Origin of the sequence: Stenotrophomonas sp. 3diitr2024 (genome assembly GCF_042136455.1) — a bacterium.
Classification (GTDB): Bacteria; Pseudomonadota; Gammaproteobacteria; order Xanthomonadales; family Xanthomonadaceae; genus Stenotrophomonas; species Stenotrophomonas sepilia.
In genome coordinates this window covers 1-2046 of record NZ_JBHHMJ010000173.1, presented here as the reverse complement: position 1 = coordinate 2046, position 2046 = coordinate 1, and the positions used below count along the sequence as shown (strand labels likewise).

The following is a 2046-nucleotide window of genomic DNA, read 5'->3' as shown; positions in this document are numbered from 1 at the left end:
AAGAAAGTTGGTTGTCGACGAGGAGGAAACTAGGGTTCTAATTCCGAGTTTTGCGCTTGGTGCGAGAAGTGTTGACGTTATGGAGGACGTCCAGGAGGTTGACGCGAGGCCTCCCAACGCGATAACCGCAAAGCTGGATCGACAGATCAGCGCGCGTAGCGCTTCTGGAACTTGTCGATACGGCCCGAGGTGTCGATGACCTTGTGCTTGCCCGTGTAGAACGGGTGCGAAGCAGAGGAAATTTCAACCTTGACCAGCGGGTATTCGTTGCCGTCTTCCCACTGGATGGTTTCCTTCGTCGCCATGGTGGAGCGGGTCAGGATCTTGAAATCGGAGGTGACGTCATGGAAGACGACGTCGCGGTAGTTCGGATGGATATCGGCCTTCATGGGCTCACACCGTAAATGGGCTGGTGGTCAAGAGCGGCATTATAAGCACCGGTTGCCGCTCGGGGCAACCGGTGGCGGTCAATCGAGGTCAGTCCGCGCCCAGGGCCTGGCGCACCAGGGCCTCGAAACGCGGCTGGTCGTAGGCCATCAGCAGATCGCAATTGTCCGGCTGGCCGGTCTGGCGGTTCCAGTCGACGATGGTGGCGCCGCGGCTGAACGTGCCATTCAGCTCCACGTTCAGCGGCCGTGACTCGACCTGCAGCTGCCCTTCCGGATTCAGCGCCCACGCCATGGCCACCGCATCGGCCGTATACCAGCGGCCGCCCTTGGCATCTTCCGACAGCGCGCGGGTCTTGCGCGAGATCAGTTCGTAGAAGCGGGCGCGGTCGGAATCGGCCTGCAGCCATTTCTCGGCGTCCTCCAGCGGCAGGCCGTGGGCAACGGTCGCCTCCCAGTCCGACACCAGCAGGTGCTTGAACGAGGTGAACACCACGTGCGCGGCTTCAGGATCGAAGGCGATGTTGAATTCGGCTGCCGGGGTGATGTTGCCGTGGCAGGTAACCGCGCCACCCATCACCACGATGCGCTTGATGCGCTGGGGCAGGGTCGGGTCCAGCTTCAGTGCCAGCGCCAGATTGGTCAGCGGGCCCAACATCACCAGCATCAGTTCGCCGGCGTGTTCGTGCGACAGGCGCAGGATGGCCAGGGCAGCGTGCTCGGCCTCGGCCTGGCGGCTCGGCGGCGGCAGGTCCACGTCGCCGTAGCCATCACGGCCATGCACGTGGGCAGCGTCAACGGAGGGATGCAGCAGCGGATCCGGGCTGCCGGCAAACACCGGTACGTCGGGGCGGCCGACGATGTCACAGAGCTTGAGGGCGTTGCGGACGGTGTATTCGAGGCCGACATTGCCGGCGGCGATGGTCAGGGCGACCACGTCGTGCCGTTCATCGGCAAAGGCCATCAGCAGGGCCAGGGCGTCGTCCACACCGGGATCGGTGTCGATCAACAGGGGGATCTTGTGGGTCATCGTTGCCGTCTTCAGATCGGCAACGAAGTGTGGACCGGGATGATGACCGTTGCAAGTACGGGGGTTGGGGTTCTGGCAGGGCTGCGCCCTGCACCCGCAGAGGCAACATCAACAGCAACGGCAAAAGCTGGTTTCCTGGGGGAGGCCGGGGTGGATCCGGTTGCGGGGGACGCCGTAAACCCCCAGGCCGGCCCAGCCGCTGGCGGCTGTGCGTTCGGGCGCTTGCGAAGCAGGGCTTCGCCAGCAAAGCGCCCTCACCCATGGGGGCTCGGCCGCGGCTTGCTCGTGTGCGCTGTCCTGCGCACACGGCAAGGCCTGGGTTGGGCGTCCTGCCCAACCCGCCCGAGGCATGCCTCGGGCCCATGCCGCGGACACCCCCGCAACCGGACCCACCCTGCCTTCGACAGATCGCTACCGCTGTTGGTAGGTGTCGACCTTGGTCGACACATCCACGCGATGCGTGGATGAACATGGAAATGATCAAAAGCGCTGTCTGTAGCGTCGAGCCATGCTCGACTCCCGCGCGCAGCGCGAACGGCAGCCGAGCACGGCTGTACAGTAGATCCACGCCATGCGTGGGTGAGCGTGCCGGAAATGGGGTCAGAGCCCTTTGCTGTGCAAAGGGCTCTG

The 2046-nt window shown here is 64.3% G+C and carries 2 protein-coding genes; both read right to left on the bottom strand.

All coding sequences use genetic code 11. The features are described from left to right. Positions 1 to 146 precede the first annotated feature (146 nt). On the bottom strand, positions 147 to 389 hold the full coding sequence (locus ABGA94_RS04125; protein WP_005410871.1) for a type B 50S ribosomal protein L31: 243 nt from the start codon (positions 387 to 389) through the stop codon (positions 147 to 149). Between the two features lie 88 nt (positions 390 to 477). Continuing rightward, positions 478 to 1416 (bottom strand): nucleoside hydrolase, encoded by a 939-nt coding sequence (locus ABGA94_RS04120; protein ID WP_065197147.1) that lies wholly within the window; start codon positions 1414 to 1416, stop codon positions 478 to 480. Positions 1417 to 2046: the final 630 nt, after the last annotated feature.